14 protein-coding genes are annotated in these 15,627 nt (G+C 71.4%); 10 read left to right on the top strand and 4 right to left on the bottom strand.

Annotated features, from left to right (window positions below):
• Positions 1 to 141: 141 nt before the first annotated feature.
• Together DEI89_RS09290 and DEI89_RS09285 are read left to right on the top strand one after the other, a co-directional pair.
• The gene (locus tag DEI89_RS09290; RefSeq protein WP_110903766.1) at positions 142 to 576 is read left to right on the top strand and encodes a hypothetical protein; all 435 of its coding nucleotides are present in this window, start codon (positions 142 to 144) and stop codon (positions 574 to 576) included.
• Positions 557 to 1,729 carry a Vms1/Ankzf1 family peptidyl-tRNA hydrolase gene (locus DEI89_RS09285; protein ID WP_110903765.1) on the top strand — a complete coding sequence of 391 codons (1,173 nt, stop codon included), beginning with the start codon at positions 557 to 559 and terminating at the stop codon, positions 1,727 to 1,729. Before DEI89_RS09290 ends, DEI89_RS09285 begins: the two co-directional genes overlap by 20 nt.
• A gap of 147 nt (positions 1,730 to 1,876) precedes the next feature.
• On the opposite strand, the gene DEI89_RS09280 is transcribed toward DEI89_RS09285, so the two are convergent.
• On the bottom strand, positions 1,877 to 3,046 hold the full coding sequence (locus tag DEI89_RS09280; protein WP_110903764.1) for an MFS transporter: 1,170 nt from the start codon (positions 3,044 to 3,046) through the stop codon (positions 1,877 to 1,879).
• 107 nt (positions 3,047 to 3,153) lie between these two features.
• Between DEI89_RS09280 and DEI89_RS09275 the strand changes: the two genes are divergently transcribed.
• A complete protein-coding gene (locus tag DEI89_RS09275; protein WP_258368832.1) occupies positions 3,154 to 3,870 on the top strand; it encodes a GntR family transcriptional regulator in 717 nt (238 codons plus the stop codon).
• A gap of 96 nt (positions 3,871 to 3,966) precedes the next feature.
• Here the strand turns inward: DEI89_RS09275 and DEI89_RS17655 are convergent, their stop codons facing one another.
• On the bottom strand, positions 3,967 to 4,125 hold the full coding sequence (locus DEI89_RS17655; protein ID WP_181421567.1) for a hypothetical protein: 159 nt from the start codon (positions 4,123 to 4,125) through the stop codon (positions 3,967 to 3,969).
• 99 nt (positions 4,126 to 4,224) lie between these two features.
• On the opposite strand from DEI89_RS17655, the gene DEI89_RS09270 reads away from it, so the two are divergent.
• From DEI89_RS09270 to DEI89_RS09240, 7 genes are all read left to right on the top strand, one after another.
• Positions 4,225 to 5,382: a LacI family DNA-binding transcriptional regulator gene (locus tag DEI89_RS09270; RefSeq protein WP_110903762.1), complete on the top strand. Its 1,158-nt coding sequence runs from the start codon at positions 4,225 to 4,227 to the stop codon at positions 5,380 to 5,382.
• Positions 5,383 to 5,476: 94 nt separating this feature from the next.
• Complete coding sequence (locus DEI89_RS09265; protein ID WP_258368831.1) at positions 5,477 to 7,171, top strand: ABC transporter substrate-binding protein; 1,695 nt, start codon at positions 5,477 to 5,479, stop codon at positions 7,169 to 7,171.
• The gene (locus DEI89_RS09260) at positions 7,168 to 8,148 is read left to right on the top strand and encodes an ABC transporter permease (protein WP_110903761.1); all 981 of its coding nucleotides are present in this window, start codon (positions 7,168 to 7,170) and stop codon (positions 8,146 to 8,148) included. Before DEI89_RS09265 ends, DEI89_RS09260 begins: the two co-directional genes overlap by 4 nt.
• Positions 8,145 to 9,074: an ABC transporter permease gene (locus tag DEI89_RS09255; protein ID WP_110903760.1), complete on the top strand. Its 930-nt coding sequence runs from the start codon at positions 8,145 to 8,147 to the stop codon at positions 9,072 to 9,074. The genes DEI89_RS09260 and DEI89_RS09255 overlap by 4 nt, the downstream gene beginning before the upstream one ends.
• Positions 9,071 to 10,873, top strand: coding sequence for an ABC transporter ATP-binding protein (locus DEI89_RS09250; protein WP_258368830.1), 1,803 nt, complete (start codon positions 9,071 to 9,073; stop codon positions 10,871 to 10,873). Before DEI89_RS09255 ends, DEI89_RS09250 begins: the two co-directional genes overlap by 4 nt.
• Positions 10,870 to 11,739 carry an alpha/beta fold hydrolase gene (locus tag DEI89_RS09245; RefSeq protein WP_110903759.1) on the top strand — a complete coding sequence of 290 codons (870 nt, stop codon included), beginning with the start codon at positions 10,870 to 10,872 and terminating at the stop codon, positions 11,737 to 11,739. Before DEI89_RS09250 ends, DEI89_RS09245 begins: the two co-directional genes overlap by 4 nt.
• A gap of 8 nt (positions 11,740 to 11,747) precedes the next feature.
• Positions 11,748 to 12,929 carry a glycoside hydrolase family 1 protein gene (locus DEI89_RS09240; protein ID WP_375537772.1) on the top strand — a complete coding sequence of 394 codons (1,182 nt, stop codon included), beginning with the start codon at positions 11,748 to 11,750 and terminating at the stop codon, positions 12,927 to 12,929.
• Between the two features lie 194 nt (positions 12,930 to 13,123).
• On the opposite strand, the gene DEI89_RS09235 is transcribed toward DEI89_RS09240, so the two are convergent.
• Entirely contained in the window at positions 13,124 to 14,248 is a 1,125-nt protein-coding gene (locus DEI89_RS09235; protein WP_110903758.1) for an acyltransferase, read from the bottom strand.
• Positions 14,245 to 15,609, bottom strand: a complete 1,365-nt coding sequence (locus DEI89_RS09230; protein ID WP_110903757.1) for a hypothetical protein — start codon at positions 15,607 to 15,609, stop codon at positions 14,245 to 14,247. The genes DEI89_RS09235 and DEI89_RS09230 overlap by 4 nt, the downstream gene beginning before the upstream one ends.
• Positions 15,610 to 15,627 lie beyond the last annotated feature (18 nt).

Genomic DNA, 15,627 nt, shown 5'->3' with positions numbered 1-15,627 from the left:
CCAGTGTGGTCGGTTCCTGCTCCGCTGCTGTCAGCATCGTCCGCCGCGGCGCGGATCGGTCGCCCGTCCACCAGGGCGCGGCACCTGCGAACGGGGTCAGGGAAGCTCGCGGACCGTGGGATGCCCACGAGAGGAGCAACGATGATCGAACGCGGGAACACCACCCACAACCCGGAGCTCGACGACCAGCTCGCGCACGAGGCGCAGAGCATCGTCCAGGGGCACGGCAGCAACGCCCACGTCGAGGAGTTCCGGCAGTCCGAACCGATGCCCGACGACACCGACGACGCCGAGACCCTGCGGGCGTCCGGCTACGACGGCGACCTCGAGGGCACCCTCGTCGACGACACCACCGATGTCGATGCCCCCGATGACCCGGCCGGCGTCGCCGCCGAGGAACCGGACGGCAGCGGGGACGGCGCCGACGCGACGGTCTACTCGACCTCGACGGCCGGTGCCGATGACGACGCGGCGGACGTCACCGCCACGAACGCGGCCATGCCCGACGCGACCCCGACCACCCCCGACCTGAGCACCGCGACGACTGGAGGCGACGATGCCGATCACGCAGAATGAGACCACCGAGGACGGTCGGGCACTCGGCTCCCGCCTGGCTGGCGGCGGGACGTGGACCTGGGCCTACGTGGACGCCTCCGGGGACCGCGAGGACCCGCAACACCTCGCCGCCCTGCAGCGCCGGAAGGCCGAGGACGCGCTCCGGGCCGCCGGAGCCGACGCCGCCGTCATCGACACCGTGATGGCGGAACTCGAGGAGACGCCGGGCGTCCCCGCACCCGTGAACCGGTACGTGCTCGTCCACGACGGCGAGCTCGTGCTCAGCGAGGTGCTCCCCGGGCACATGCACGGACCGGAGTCGGTCGGGCACGGAACTGTCCCCGACCTCGTGCCGCTCTTGGCGCACCGGCCGCTCGACGTCCCGTTCCTGGTCGTCGAGGTCGGACGCGGTGGCGGCGGGTACCGGGCGTACCGTCTCGGTCACGCCGATCACCCGGACCAGCGCGACGAGCAGGAGGTGCAGGGTCGGACCGACACGCTCCACAAGTTCCAGGGCGGTGGCTGGGCGCACCTGCGCTGGCAGCACCACACCGAGGAGCTGTGGCGGCAGAACGAGTCCGAGGTCGCCGCCGCCGTGCAGGACGCCGTCGACCGGCTGTCGCCCCGGCTCGTGATCGTCGCCGGGGACATCCGTGCCCGCCAGCTGCTCATCACCGAACTGTCGAAGACGAAGGCCACCGCGCCGCTCCTGTCCGAGGTGCCGATCGACCCCCGCGCCTCTGACGCGTCGGAGGACGGCGTCCGCGAGCACGTCGACATCGCCCTCGCCCGGGTCGTCGCCCAGCGCCGACACGACGTCGAGGACCTGCTCCGCACCCACGACGGTCGCGGGGACGGCGAGGTCGCGGCCGGACTCGGCCCGGTGGTCGAGGCCCTGCAGCAGGCGCAGCCCTCGATCGTGGTCCTCGACCCCGCGGGCTTCGAGGACCGCACCGTCCTGGCCCTCGACGCAGCGCCGTGGATCGCGACCGCGCCGGAGCAGGCACTCGGCGCGACCGTGCTCGGGCCCGTCCCGGCACCCGTCGGGATCGTCCGCGCGGCGCTCCTGACCGACGCCGAGGTCGTGTACGCCAACACCGCGGCACTGCCGGGTGGTGCACCGGCCGCCGCACTGCTCCGCTGGCGGACCGGGCCGGCCATCCCGGGGGCTTGACCCCCACCCGGCGCGGCAGAGGGTGAGCCGATGACGGACGGGAGGCTCGTGGCGGCGCCGCCACGGGCCTCCCGTCCGTCGCCCCTCCCGTCCGTCGCCCCTCCCGTCCGTCGCCCCGGAGCGACGCGGGTCAGTCGGTGTCGCGGGTCAGTCGTGCGACCGGTCCGCCCGCGGCACGAGCGGCAGCGCCAGTACCGGCAGCGCCGCCACCAGCAGGAACGACCCGGCGAAGCCGACCAGCCCGACCAGTGCGCCGATGCCCGGGCCGACGGCGCTCGCCGCGATGAACTGCCCGGTGTTCTGTGCGCCCAACGCCCGACCGGACCACGAGGGGCCGGCGGCTTCGGCGACCGACGTGTAGGCCAGCCCGTTGTCGGCGACCGTGACGCTCGTCGCCACGACCAGCACCACGGCGGCCGCGGGCAGGTGCGCGACGTCGACCAGGGCCAGGACCGCCATCACCGCGGCGGCCGACACGGCGACCACCCGCAGCGGCCCGACCCGGGAGCCGACCCGGTCACTCCAGAACCCGACCAGGATCCGGCCGATCGCGCCGACGAACTGCGCCGCCCCGACCAGCAGTCCGGCGGTGGCGGTCGACCAGCCGAGGGTGACGAGCCAGACCAACCCGTAGGTCGACAGGGTGAACTGGGGGACCACGAGCAGGATCGAGACCGCGTGGATCCGCCAGAGGAAGCCGGTGGCGCGGTAGGGGTTCGCGGTGCTGGCGGCCGCACCGGCATCGCCAGCCGCCGTCGTCGTCGCCGGACGGGACGGGCGCGGCGGGTCCACGATCCCGACCGCGCAGACCACCGCGAGCACCGCGCACAGGACGACCGGCAGGACCAGCGCGCTGCGGATGCCCGACGCCTCGGCGAGCCGGGGCACCGTCACGGCCGCCAGGGTCACCCCCAGCGGCTGCGACATCTGCCGGATCCCCATCGCGAGGCCCCGCCGCTCCTTCGGGAACCAGCCGACGACGACCCGGCCGCTCGCCGCGTTCGTCGAGGCGCTCGTCATCCCGGCTGCCAGGAACGCGACCCCGAGCAACACCGTGTCGTCATCCGCCAGCCACGCTCCGGCGACCGCGAGCGTGGTGAGCACCAGACCGCCCGCGATCACGATCCGCTCACCGATCCGGTCGGTCACCGCGCCCCAGGCGATGAGCGTCAGCACCATCCCCGCCGTCGGGGCCGCCGCGAGCAGACCAGCCTGTGCGAGTGGCATGCCCTGCGCGTGGAGGTGCGGGATGAGCAGTGCTGGTGCGGTGACGACGAGCGTCCCGGCGGCCTGCGCGGCGACCCCGAGCGCGAGCATCGTCCACGCTCGGGCAGGTGTCCGGACCACGCGCTCCCCGTCTCGACTCGGCTGGTGTACCGGAACGGTATACCAACGGTGGTCCGACGGCACTACGCTGGATGCCCGTGACCGAACCGACCGACGCAGCACCCGTGTCGCAGACGGCCCAGCTCTACGACAACCTCCGTGCCGCGATCCTGACGCTCGACATCGCGCCGGGGGAACGCATCTCGGAGCGCGGGCTCGAAGCGCGCTTCCACGCCTCGCGCACCCCCGTCCGTGCCGCGCTGTCCCGCCTCGAACGCGAGGGGCTCATCCTGCACGAGGGGCGTTCGTGGACGGTCACCCCGATCGACCTCGACGAGATCGCCTCGCTCGCCGAACTCCGCGGTGTCCTCGAGCCCGCCGCAGCCCGGCTGGCCGTCGCCCGCGCGCAGCCCGAGGCGCTCGCCGAGGTCCGCGCGCACCTCGACGCCCTCCGACCGACCCCGGACCAGCAGGCCGGCATCACGATGGGCTCGACGTTCCACCTGGACCTGGCCGCGCTCGGCGGGAACCGCTTCGTCACCGACGCCGTGGCCGACGCACTGACCCGGCTCGAGCGCACCCGGTGGATCGAGGTCCGCACGCCCGAGGCCCGCGACGCCGCGTGGCAGGAACACAGCGACATCCTCGACGCCGTCCAGCAGGGCGACGCCGACCGCGCTGCGGAACTGGTCGCCGCCCACGTCGCGGGGACCAACGACCGGCTGCTGGGCTTCATCGCCCAGGAGCGGCGTCGGCTCCGCGGTGCGGGCATGGCGATCGTCGGGGCACCGGAGCGGCTGGCGGCCGGGGCCTGACCGATGCGGCCCGGACTCCGGTCGCTCCTCGACCGGTGGACGTGGCCGCTCCTCGACCAGTGGACGTGGCCGCTCCTCGACCAGTGGACGTGGCCGCTACTCGACCAGCGGACGTTCCTCCGTCCCGTCGAGCTGGGCGGTCACCCACGACAGGTGCGGGTCGGCGTCGTGGTCGAGGAGGGCCTCCCGCACCTCGGCCTCGTCGGTGGAGAGCCGGTACGCATCCCTGCGCCCGGACGGAGTCGACTGTGACATCTGATCGTCCTTTCCCCTGTTGGTCGGGCCAGTGTCGTCCTGCGCGCTGTCGTCCGCAAGGCCCCGGGCTGGACCTGTGGAGAACCGACGCTGCCTAGGATGGTCGGCGTCGCCGGGCGGGCTGCCCGCGGCTCCGACCGCGACGGGAGGCACGGCGTGACCACGCAGGGCACCGCACCTCCCACGGTGTACGACGTCGCCTCGGCCGCGGGCGTCTCGATCGCGACGGTCTCCCGCGTCCTCCGCACGCCCGACGCCGTCCGCGAGGGCACCCGGGACCGTGTCCAGGCGGCGATCCGCTCCCTCGGCTACGTCCCCTCGGGGAACGCCCGCGCGCTGGCCGGACGCCGGACCGGCGTGGTGGGTCTGCTGCTGCCGGGGTTCGACGTCGTGCCGGACGAACGGCCGGACGTCGTCACCGACGGCGGTGTGCGCATCGTCGACGACCGCCGGCACGTCACCCAGCCGACGTCCTCGAACCTGTACTTCGACGAGGTGCTGCGCGGCGCCGAGACCGAGGCGTGGCAGCGTGGGCTGGCGCTGATGGTGGCGGCCGGCCGTGGTCCGTCGCGGGACGTCATCGTGAACGACGTCGCCGGCCGGGTCGACGGGCTGGCGGTCCTGGCGCAGACCGTGCCGGACGAGCTCCTCGAACACGTCGCCCGCCGGATCCCGGTGGTGGTGCTCGCCGACGACCGGCGCTCGCGCGGCTTCGACTCGATCAGCGTCGACAACGCCGCGGGTATGCGGACCCTCGCCGCCCACGTCATCGGTCGGCTCGGCATCCGGTCGATCGCCTACGTGGCGGGACCGGTGGACTCCCCGGACGACCAGGAGCGCACCGCCGGGTTCAGGCGAGCGCTCGAGGACCACGGGCTCGCGCCGACGGCGGTCCGGACCGTGCACGGCGACTTCGGTCGGGTCCGGGCCCGTGAGCTGGCCCGGACGCTGCTGGACGAGCGGGTGCCGCGGGCGATCGTCTGCTCGAACGACCAGTCGGCGCTCGGGGTGCTCGACGCCGTCCTGGCGCGCGGGCTGCGGGTGCCGGACGACGTCGTGGTGACGGGCTTCGACGGCATCGACGCGGGGCGGTACTCGACCCCGCGCCTGACCACCGTGCACCAGCCGATGGGGGACCTGGGGCGTGCGGCGGTCCGGGCGATCGTCGACCGACTGGACCGCCGTGAGGGACCACCGCGTGCCGTCCGGCTGCCCGTCGAGGTGCTGCTCCGCGAGAGTTGCCCCCCGGAGCTCTAGCGTGCTGCGCGACGTGCGGACTGCGACTTGCGCACCGCGATGTAAGCGCATACATTGACCCTCGTACCCACTCGACACGGAGGTCGACCGAGCAATGACGCTTCCCCCACAGCGCACCCGCCGTGCTCGCTTCGCCGCTGCCCTCGCCGGCATCGCGGTCGTGGCCATCACGGCGACCGGCTGCAGCATCCAGGTCCGGTCGGAGCCGGACCCGAGCATCGGCAAGGACACGATGCTCATCAACGCCGACCACGGCAACCCGCTGTTCGACCGCAACTTCAACCCGTACATCACGAACGCCCGGACGGCGTCGAAGTGGATGTACGAGCCCCTCATCGAGGTGAACCCCCTCGACGGCAAGCGGAACCCGTGGCTCGCCAGCTCGTGGGAACAGCCGGACGCGAAGACGATCGACATGACGATCCGCCGGGGTGTCGAGTGGTCGAACGGTGACGCGTTCACCGCGAAGGACGTCGTCTTCACGTTCGACCTGCTGAAGAAGTTCCCCGCGATGGACGTCAAGGGTGCCTGGCAGCACATCGACACCATCGAGCAGCAGGGGGACCACGTCGTCTTCCACCTGGAGTCCGAGGACGTCCCGAGCCTGACGATCATCGGCCAGACGTACATCCTCGGCGAGCGGCACTGGGGGAAGGTGGAGGACCCGACGACGTGGCGGGACCCGAACCCCATCGGCACCGGCCCGTTCGTCCTCGGCAACTACACCGACCAGCAGTACTCGATGGACAAGAACCGTCGGTACTGGCAGGCCGACGAGATCGCGATCAAGCACCTCATCCTGCCGGCGACCAACACGCAGCTCGACACCGTGACCCGCGGCTACGACTGGTCGTACTCGTTCATCTCCGACGTCGAGGGCACATGGGGCGCCGCGTCCCGCACCAACACCTGGTGGTTCCCGCCGGGGGGCGTGATCGGGCTGATCCCCAACCTGACGAAGGCGCCGTACGACGACGTGAACGTCCGCCGGGGCATCTCGCTCGCCCTCGACCGCGACGACATCGCCGAGACCGCGACCGAGGGCAACCTCACCGCCGCGGCCCAGACCGGCCTGATCCTGCCGAACCAGGAGCGGTACGCGAACCCCGACATCCCCGACAAGGGCATGGTGACGCAGGACGTCGCCGCCGCGAAGGCCGCGTTCGCGAAGTCCGGCTGGGTGGAGCAGGGCGGCAAGATCGTCAAGGACGGCAAGCAGCTCGCGATCACGATCACCACGGCGAACGGCTACGCGGACTGGCTCCGTGCCGCGCAGGAGGTCCGCCGCGACCTCACCGCCATCGGCGTCGCGGTGACCATCAAGGCCCCGCAGCCCGCCGGCTACCAGCAGGCGATCAACAACGGTGACTTCGACATGGCGATGGGCGGCATGGGCAACGGCGACGTCTACCAGGCGTTCAACTCGCTGATGTCGACCGAGTTCTACCAGCCCGTCGGCAAGCCCACCGTCAACAACTACGAGCGGTACCGGGACCCGGCGACGCAGCGCCTGCTCGACGAGTACAAGGCGACGACCGACACGGCCCGGCAGCAGCAGATCCTCGACCAGTTGCAGACGATCGTGTACGACCAGCTGCCCGTGATCGGTATGTACCACGGCGGTCTCTGGGGCCTGTTCAACACCGGCAAGTTCGTCGGCTGGCCGAGTGCGGAGGACCCCTACATGGCCCCGCAGAACTACGACTCGGCACCGCTGCTCATCTTCACCAAGCTCCGGCTGCGGGACAGCGCCGCAGGGCGCGCGATCGTCCAGGAGCAGGGCAAGTGAAGTACATCGTCCAGAAACTCGTCCTCTTCGTCCTGACCCTCTGGGCCGCGGTCACGCTGAACTTCGTGCTGCCGCGCCTCATGCCGGGCAGTCCGAGCGATGCGGCCCTCGCGAAGCTCAGCCAGAACGGGCCGGTCACCGACGCCACCCGCAAGGCCATCGAGGCGCAGCTCGGCGTCCCGACCGGCAACCTCTGGGACCAGTACGTCAGCTACCTGCACCAGGTCGTCACCCTCGACTTCGGGACGAGCTACACGTTCTACCCGCAGCCGGTCGGCGACCTGGTCGGGAAGGCCCTGCCGTACACGCTGATCCTGGTGGGGGTCGTGACGATCCTGGCGTTCGTCCTCGGCACCCTGATCGGTGTCGGGGCCGCCTGGAAGCGCGGCACCTGGCTCGACTCGCTGCCCACCCTGTCCGGGTCGTTCATGTCCACGTTCCCGTACTTCTGGACGGCGTTGCTCCTGCTGTTCTTCCTCGGCTACGTCCTGCACTGGTTCCCGACCACCGGCGCGTACTCGGCGACGACCACGCCGGGCCTCTCCGGAGCGTTCGTGGGTGATGCCCTGCAGCACGCGGTCCTGCCGGCGGTGACGATCCTGGTGACGAGCCTGGGCGGCTGGATCATCGGCATGCGCAACGCGATGATCAACACGCTCGGTGACGACTACGTGACCTTCGCCGAGGCGAACGGCCTGCGCGGCCGGACCGTCGCGATCCGCTACGCCGCGCGCAACGCGATCCTGCCGAACCTCACCGGGTTCGGGCTCGCACTCGGCGGGGTGGTCGGCGGCTCGGTGCTCGTCGAGCAGGTGTTCGGCTACCCGGGCATCGGCTACCTGCTGTTCAACGCCGTCATCGGCCAGGACTACCCGCTGATGCAGGCCCTCTTCCTGATGATCACCGTGTCGGTGCTCATCGCCAACTTCATCGTGGACGTGCTGTACGGCGTCCTGGACCCGAGGACGCGCCGATGACCACCGTCGCAGTACGCACGCAAGACGAAGCCCAAGCCCCCAGCAAGCTCAGGTCAGCCGCTCGCCAGTTCGGCGTCGTCTGGTCGAACACGAAGGCCCGGATCGGCATCATCATCCTGGCCGTGTTCGTCCTCGTGGCGATCCTGGCGCCCCTCCTCGCCCCGTACGGCGCCAGCCAGAACGGCTTCGCACGGTCCGCCGACGCGACGCCCGACCACTGGATGGGCACCACCGCCGCCGGCGAGGACGTCCTCTCCCAGCTGATCTACGGTGCCCGCATCTCGGTCATGGTCGGCGCCGTCGCGGGCATCCTGTCCACGCTCGTCGCCGTCGCGATCGGCCTCAGCTGGGGCTACGTCCGCGGCTGGATCGCCGAGGTCATCGGGTTCGTCGTGAACCTGTTCCTGGTGATCCCGGGCCTGCCGCTCATGATCGTCATCGCGGCGTACCTGCAGAACGGCGGCATCGCGGTCATCATCGCGGTCATCGTCGTCACCGGCTGGGCATGGGGAGCGCGTGTGCTCCGCTCCCAGACGCAGTCCCTGCGCGGCCGCGACTTCGTGACGGCCGCGCAGTTCTCCGGCGAGGGGGCGACCCGCATCGTCTTCCGCGAGATCCTGCCGAACATGACGTCCCTGATCGTCGGCAGCTTCTTCGGGGCGGCGACCAGCGCGATCCTGGCGGAGGCGGGCCTGGAGTTCCTCGGCCTCGGGGACTCCTCGATCGTCAGCTGGGGCACGATCCTCTACTGGGCGCAGAACTCGAACGCGCTGCTCACCGGCCAGTGGATCCTGCTGTTCGCCCCGGGGCTCTGCATCGCCCTCCTCGCGATGAGCCTCACCCTGATCAACTTCGGCGTCGACGCCGTGTCCAATCCGCGGCTGCGCGAAGGCGCGCGCCCGAAGCGCAAGGAGGCGACCGCATGAGCGGCGCACGTCCCGTCCCCACCACCGGACTGGAGGCACGCACCGGCGCCGCCACGGGCCTCCCGTCCGACACGTCCGACGGAACCACCGGCTCCGCAGGATCCGACGTCCTGCTCGACGTCCGCGACCTGTCGGTCGTCTACGAGTCGTCGGGGCAGACCGCCGTCCAGGCGGTCGACCACGTGTCGTTCTCGCTCCGGAAGGGCGAGTTCGTCGGGCTGGTCGGCGAGTCCGGCTCCGGCAAGTCGACGCTCGGCTACGCGCTCACCCGACTGCAGAAGCCCCCGGCGCGGACGAACGGCGGCAGCATCGTGTTCGCGGGGAAGGACATCCGCGACCTCGGCGACGAGGAGCTCCGGCAGCAGCGCCAGGGCGGATTCGCGATGGTGCTGCAGTCCGGCATGAACGCGCTCAACCCGGTGCGGACGATCCGGAACCACTTCATCGACGTCTTCACGGCCCACGGCCACGTCCCACGCGAGCGGTGGGACAGCCGGATGCGGGAGCTCGTCGGCAAGGTGAAGCTCCCCGACTCGATGCTCGCGCGGTTCCCCGGGGAGCTGTCCGGCGGCATGCGCCAGCGCGTGTCGATCGCCCTCGCGCTGTCCCTCGAGCCGCAGCTCATGGTGTTCGACGAGCCGACCACGGCGCTCGACGTCCTCGTGCAGCACGCGGTGATGGACACGATCATCGAGCTGCAGCGGGCCGAGGGCTTCACGGCGGTGCTCATCAGCCACGACCTCGGCATCGTGCTCGAGGCCACCGAGCGCGTCCTCGTCATGCACAAGGGCCGGATCGTCGAGGACGGCGGGTCGCGCGAGGTGCTCCGTGCCCCGCAGGACCCGTACACGCAGATGCTGCTCTCGCACTACGCGGACCCGCGCGCATCGGTCGTGAGCCTGCCCGGCTTCCCGGACCGCTCGCTCCGTGCCGCGTCGGGTGAGAAGCGCCAGCAGGCGACCTCGTCGTTCAGCACGGTCGGCTCGCGGGAGCGCAGCGCGGCGCGGAACCCGATCGTCGTCGACCACCTCGTGAAGACGTACCCGGCGCCCCGTCGTGGTGAGGACCCGGTCCGCGCCGTCCGCGACGTGTCGTTCACACTCGAGCCGGGGCAGTCCCTCGCGCTCGTCGGCCAGTCGGGCTCCGGCAAGTCGACCATCGCGAAGCTGCTCACCGGCGTCGAGAAGCCGACGACCGGCACGGTCCGCTTCGGGGACCTCGACGTCGCGAAGCTCGGACGCCGGGGGATGCGGGATCTGCGCTCCGAGGTGCAGATGGTGTTCCAGGACCCGTACTCGGCGCTCAACCCGCTGCACACGGTCGAGTACACGCTCACCCGTCCGGTCGTGAACTACACCGGGCTCCGCGGGCGCGATGCCCGACGCCGCGTGCTCGAGCTCCTGGAGACCGTGGGCCTGACGCCCGTGGAGCAGTTCGCACAGAAGCTCCCGCACCAGCTCTCCGGCGGGCAGCGGCAGCGCGTGGTCATCGCACGGGCGCTCGCCAGCGACCCGCAGGTGATCATCGCCGACGAGCCGGTCTCGATGCTCGACGTGACGCTCCGCGCCGGGGTGCTCGCGCTCCTCGAGGACCTGCGGGAGCAGTGGGGCGTCTCGCTCCTCTACATCACGCACGACCTGTTGAGTGCCCGGCTCATCACCGACGACATCATGGTGCTCCACGACGGCGCCGTGGTCGAGCGGGGGCGGACCGCCGACGTGCTGCAGCACCCGCAGGACGACTACACGGTCGCCCTGCTGGACGCCGTGCCGAATCCGCGCAAGAGACTGGCGCCATGAACCTGCATGCGTTCCCCACGGTCCCGCCGTTCGGCCACCTGCCCACCCCCGAGGGCGTCGACGTCGTGGGCATCGACCTGCCCGTCGGCCGGCTCACCGCCTACCGCGTCGTCCCGTCGGGTCCGTCGAAGGGCGTCGTGCTCGTCGTCCCCGGGTACACCGGCTCGAAGGAGGACTGGTGCACGTTCATGCCCCTCCTCCGTGACGCCGGCTGGACGGCGGTCGCGATCAGTCGCCGCGGGCAGGCCGACTCGGCAGCGCCGGGCTCGCCCCAGAGCTACACGCTCGACGAGGAAGCCGCCGACGTGGTCCGCGTCGCACGCCTGCTCGACGACGGCGCTCCCGTGCACCTGATCGGGCACTCGCTCGGCGGCGTGATCATCCGCGCCGCCGCGATCGCGTCGCCTCGCTCGTTCCGGTCCGTCGTGCAGTTCTGCTCCGGACCGTACGGCTGGCCCTACCGCAAGGTCACCGAGCTGACGATCATGCACGACACCGGTGGGAACAACCGCACCCTGTTCGACGCCACCAACCCGCTGTGGGCGTACCGCCCCGACGAGGAACTCCCCGACGACGTCCGCATGGTCCGTGAACGCTTCGACGCCACGAGCCCCCTGAGCATCGTCGCCGGCGGGCACATCCTCGAGGACCACACCGACAGCTCCGCCGAACTCCGCGCCACCGGGCTGCCCGTCCTCGTCACGCACGGCGAGTGGGACGGTGCCTGGCCGATCCCGTGGCAGCGCGCCATGGCGACCGACACCGGCGCCGAGTACGAGGTCATCCCGGCGAGCTACCACGGACCGCAGATCGAGAACCCGCAGGGAACCGTCGAGGTCTTCGACCGGTTCTTGTCCGCCCACTGAAAGGCACCATCATCACCACGCTGCACTTCCCCGACGGCTTCCTCTGGGGTGCCGCCACCGCCGCCCACCAGATCGAGGGCAACAACGTCAACAGCAACTGGTGGGTGCACGAGCACGAGCCGGACACCACGATCGTCGAGCCCTCCGGCGACGCGGCGGACAGCTACCACCGCTACCGCGAGGACATCCGGATCGCCGCCGACCTCGGCCTGAACTCCTACCGGTTCAGCATCGAGTGGTCCCGCATCGAGCCCGAGCGCGGGTTCGTCAGCCGCGCCGAGGTCGACCACTACCGCCGCATGGTCGAGGCCTGCCACGAGTTCGGCATCGAGCCGATCGTCACCCTCATGCACTTCACCGTGCCGCGCTGGTTCGAGCGGGACGGCTTCTGGCGCGCCCCCGACGCCGCCGACCTGTTCGCCCGGTACACCGAGGCCGCGCTCCCCGTCGTCCAGGACGGCGTCCGCTACGTGTGCACGATCAACGAGCCGAACATCGCGGCGATGCTCGCCGGCGGCGAGGACGCCCGGAACCTCGTCGCCTACGGGCTGCCGAACCCGGACCTCGGCGTCGCCGACGCGCTGCTGGCCAGCCACCGGCGGTCGCGCGATGTCCTGGGACAGGTGTCGGGCCTCCAGTCCGGGTGGACCATCGCGACCCAGGCGTTCAAGCCCTCCGGCGAGCCCGGGTCCGAGGAGATGCTCCGCGAGTACGGGTACCCGCGCGACGACTGGTACCTCGAAGCGGCTGCCGGCGACGACTTCGTCGGCGTGCAGGCGTACACGCGCACGTTCGTCGGACCCTCCGGCCCGATGCCGGTCGAGGACGATGTCGAGACGACGCTGACCGGGTGGGAGTTCTACCCGGAGGCCGCCGCTGACGGCATCCGCAGCGCGTGGGAGCTGTCCGGCCACGTGCCCGTCATGGTCACCGAGAACGGCATCGCGACCGCGGACGACACCCGCCGGATCGCCTACACACAGGGTGCACTCGAGGGCCTCCACCGCTGCATCGAGGACGGCATCGAGGTCCTCGGGTACCAGCACTGGTCGCTGCTCGACAACTACGAGTGGGCCTCCGGGTTCCGGCCCACCTTCGGGCTCGTCGCCTGGGACCGGGAGACGTTCGAACGGACGCCGAAGCCGAGCGCGCACTGGTACGGCGGCGTCGCGAAGGCCAACGCGATCTGACGCGTCGCGGCGGACGCCTCCCGGCCCGTCCTGGAGGCCCGTCCTGCTCCCGACGCCTCGGTCACGTCGCCGACGTGGTCCTGCGGGCGTCGCGCCAGGTCTCGGCGGCCCGCGACGTCCGCGGCGTGCGGCGTCCACGAGGAAGAGCCGCCTCACCCGGACGGACAACGTGATTCCCACCGCCCGGTGCGGTGTCACCCGGTCCGATCCCGGTGGGCGCCGTCGAGGATCCCGCCGCCGCCGGTAGCGGTGACTTCCGGTTCCCGTCGCTGCGTGAGGCGCTGCGACAGGCGCAGCAACGGGCGGTCGACCCACTTCCAGACGGCCACCGACGCCAAGACGGACCCGCACGCGGCGAGCAGCCCGACGACTGGCCAGCGTGCGGGGTCTGCGAGCATCGGTAGGCGTGTCAACGCGGCGATCAAGACCGGTACGACGACCGGGTGTGTCAGGTAGAGCGCGTACGACGCGTCTCCGAGGAGCAGCAACCGCCGACCCACCAGACGCCGCCACCAGGTCTCCGCGACCACGGCCGCGAGGATCGCAGTGGTCGCGACCGGCAGGAGCAGCGCGTGAGCGACGGGCGCGCCGCTGATGCCCTCGACGACGACCCAGCACATCAGCGCGCCGAGCAGCCGGACGACGAGCGGACCACGGCGACGGTCGCAGGTCCACTGTCCGACGGCCATCCCTGCGACGAAGCACAGGACGATCGGGTCCGCGTGGAACTGCCACGCTGGCCACGGGTCCGGACGTGCGACGGAGAGCAGTGCGAGCACGGCCAGGACCACTGGCACGAGGGTCGCGGGTCTGGTCCGCAGGGCCAGTGCGCCGGCGACGACGACGTAGAAGAGCAACTCGTGCGAGAGCGTCCACTGCACGGTGTACAGCGGTTGCACCAGGCCGTCGGCGCCTCGTGCAGGGAGGAAGAGGTAGCTCGCCACGATGTACCACGGGTCGACGGCAGCGCGCACGAGCGACGAGGGGTCGATCACGACGAGGAGCAGCTTGATCGTGGTCATCGCCCAGGCGAGCGGCACGATGCGGGCTGCGCGCCGGAGGAGGAACCTGCCCGGACGGACGTCGTCACGGGACGTCACGATGACCGCGACGAAGCCGCTGATGGCGAAGAAGACGGCGACACCCGCGACGCCCACGGGGAATCGGGGGACGTCCTCGTGGAGGCGCTCCTGGACGTAGATCGGGACGTGTGACACCACGACGAGCATCGCGGCGAGGAACCGCAGCGCCTGGACGCCGGTGAACCGCACGGTGGTCGCGGGATCGATCGGTGCCGCCTTGTCGATGGGTCGGTTCATGTCGGACTTCCTTGCTGGGCGGAACGGTGGAACGGTGGGACGTCGTCGCGGAGGGGCGGTGACGGGTGTGCGGACGCTGCCGATCCGTCGCCGCTCGTTCTCCTGTTCTTGCTGGCACCCGCGCTCAGGCTGGCACAGAGGAGGATCCAGAGGAGCGGGGTGCCCAGGTCAGGGATGGCCACGGTCTTCGCCACCAGGAGTGCCAGGAGGCCGACGGCGGCCGGTACGGTCACGCGCGACCGCAGGCCGGTGCGGACGGTGCGGAAGACGGCGAACGAGAAGAGCGCGGTTCCCACGACGCCCACGGTCGAGAGCAGGGTGACCACGAACGAGGACGCGCGGTTCCCGCCGAGACCCGCCCCGAGGCCGCCGGTGTCCCAGAAGACCTCGAGGCCGACCCCGTCCGCACCGCTCCGTGCCAGCTGGGACTGGCTCCCGAGCTTGCCGGTGGCCAACTCCACGGCCGGCTCGATCAGGTCTGTGCCCATCGTCATCGCGGTGATGAGGACAGCCAGCAGCCCGAGGACGACCCACGGCGCACCGCGGCCGCCGTTCGCGGCGAAACGCGCGACGAGCACGATCAGTGCAGTCCCCGCGACGATGCCCGTCGTGACGAGGGCTGTGCCCGAGGCCGAACCCAGGAGCAGCGTCCCGGCACCGACGGCGAGTGCTGAGCAGGCGACCCTCGTCGCGGAACGGTCCGCGAGGAGCGCTCGTGCGGTGGCGTACGCCGCGACCCCGGTCGCGAAGGCCGCGAGCTCGCTCGGCTCGTTGAAGACGCCACGCCACCTGCTGTCGGTGTCGGCGTAGTAGGTCTGCAACGTGTCGAGGAAGGGTGCCAGGACGTCGAGCCCCGCCTGCCGCAGGGCGCTCCGCACGAGGCTGCCGCCCACGCCGACCCACGTGGTGACGGTCAGTGCGAGCGGAGCGGTCCGGGAGCGGATGAGGAAGGCTGCTGCGCCCAGTGCACTGGCGAGGATCAGCGACTGCGCGAAGTTGGTCGTCGTGTAGCCGAGTGGTGTGAGCGCCGAGAGCTGGCGCTCGACACCGCCCCGGGGCGTGAGCACCGGGACGCCCGCGAACACCCAGGGCGCCATGACGGTCCACGTGAGCGACCACACCGCGAATCCGACCAGCACGGTGAGGACGGGCGTCGGGCCCGCCCGACGTGGTTCCACGAGGAAGGCGACGCCGGCGACGGCTCCGACACACACGAAGATCGGCACCGGCTGGCCGACCACGAGCCCGGCCGAGGAAGGGAGCCCGGCGGCGCAACCGAGAGCGACCGCGACGAGGGCGCGCCGGCGGAGCAGCACGCCGAGGAGCGCGCTGCCGATGAGGACGGCGCCGAGGATCGTCATCTTTTCCTTTCAACTGTT

It is taken from the genome of Curtobacterium sp. MCBD17_030, assembly GCF_003224255.1.
In the GTDB taxonomy this organism is placed as follows: Bacteria; Actinomycetota; Actinomycetes; order Actinomycetales; family Microbacteriaceae; genus Curtobacterium.
This window is presented reverse-complemented; position numbering and strand designations above follow the sequence as displayed.

Bases quoted from the DNA above. Each gene is read 5' to 3' on its own strand.
- DEI89_RS09290 (WP_110903766.1), top strand. From the start codon at position 142: ATGATCGAACGCGGGAACACCACCCACAACCCGGAGCTCGACGACCAG.
- DEI89_RS09285 (WP_110903765.1), top strand. From the start codon at position 557: ATGCCGATCACGCAGAATGAGACCACCGAGGACGGTCGGGCACTCGGC.
- DEI89_RS09280 (WP_110903764.1), bottom strand. From the start codon at position 3,046: ATGCTCGCGCTCGGGGTCGCCGCGCAGGCCGCCGGGACGCTCGTCGTC.
- DEI89_RS17655 (WP_181421567.1), bottom strand. From the start codon at position 4,125: ATGTCACAGTCGACTCCGTCCGGGCGCAGGGATGCGTACCGGCTCTCC.
- DEI89_RS09270 (WP_110903762.1), top strand. From the start codon at position 4,225: ATGGTCGGCGTCGCCGGGCGGGCTGCCCGCGGCTCCGACCGCGACGGG.
- DEI89_RS09265 (WP_258368831.1), top strand. From the start codon at position 5,477: ATGACGCTTCCCCCACAGCGCACCCGCCGTGCTCGCTTCGCCGCTGCC.
- DEI89_RS09255 (WP_110903760.1), top strand. From the start codon at position 8,145: ATGACCACCGTCGCAGTACGCACGCAAGACGAAGCCCAAGCCCCCAGC.
- DEI89_RS09250 (WP_258368830.1), top strand. From the start codon at position 9,071: ATGAGCGGCGCACGTCCCGTCCCCACCACCGGACTGGAGGCACGCACC.
- DEI89_RS09245 (WP_110903759.1), top strand. From the start codon at position 10,870: ATGAACCTGCATGCGTTCCCCACGGTCCCGCCGTTCGGCCACCTGCCC.
- DEI89_RS09235 (WP_110903758.1), bottom strand. From the start codon at position 14,248: ATGAACCGACCCATCGACAAGGCGGCACCGATCGATCCCGCGACCACC.
- DEI89_RS09230 (WP_110903757.1), bottom strand. From the start codon at position 15,609: ATGACGATCCTCGGCGCCGTCCTCATCGGCAGCGCGCTCCTCGGCGTG.